The sequence below is a fragment of the Oleiphilus sp. HI0043 genome (assembly GCF_001634935.1).
Genome location: NZ_LWEY01001871.1, coordinates 1 through 691 on the forward strand (window position 1 = coordinate 1; position 691 = coordinate 691).

Annotated in this window: 1 protein-coding gene; it reads right to left on the minus strand. The window is 43.8% G+C overall.

Annotated elements, in window-relative coordinates:
• Positions 1-210: 210 nt before the first annotated feature.
• Positions 211-691: TetR/AcrR family transcriptional regulator (locus tag A3729_RS33635; protein WP_197476238.1), on the minus strand; the 481-nt coding region annotated here is incomplete at its 5' end.

Sequence of the window (691 nt, forward strand, 5' to 3'; positions counted from 1 at the left end):
AGGGCAGTTGTAGATCAAGGAACGATAAGGCAAGGGACAATTGTGCTGCAGGAGCGGCTGAATAACTAAGGACAGTGGCAAAACAAGGATTTGTTCACGGATGTTCAATGGATACAATTAACTGATGGAACAGTAAAGGAAGCGCCTATTCTAGGGTATCGCACGGATTGCGATACCCATTCTATTTTCCCCTCTACGTCAATTCAGTCGCTAAGCTTTTACCAGACCAACTAAGCCCGCCACCATATACTCACTAATAATATTGATATAAGTCTCTAAATCTGTATCTTCTTGGCAATGCAAACCGCCATTCCAAATTGTACTAATCGCGCCATCAAAGGTCGCTTCTAAGCCCATCATTAAGTGCTCAATGGGCATATCAGGAAACATCCCACTCTTAATACCTGGCTCCAGTATTGAGCCAATGTAGGAGGCAAATAAATCGTCTAATTGGTCAAACTCGGCCCGTAATTCCGGGGTGAGGCGTTCTCTAAAGTCGACACGCTTACAATAAAACGAAACCCGCGCTTCAGCCGGATTATCAAGAAATTGCGCAAAGGAAGCGCGAATAATTTCACGAATGATATCTATTGCTTCTGAATGTGGTGGTAGCGCTTCGTAAGAGGCCAGCATACGACGCAAAAACGAGATTGAAATCTGAGCGTAAATCTCTTCTTTACAGGTAAAATGC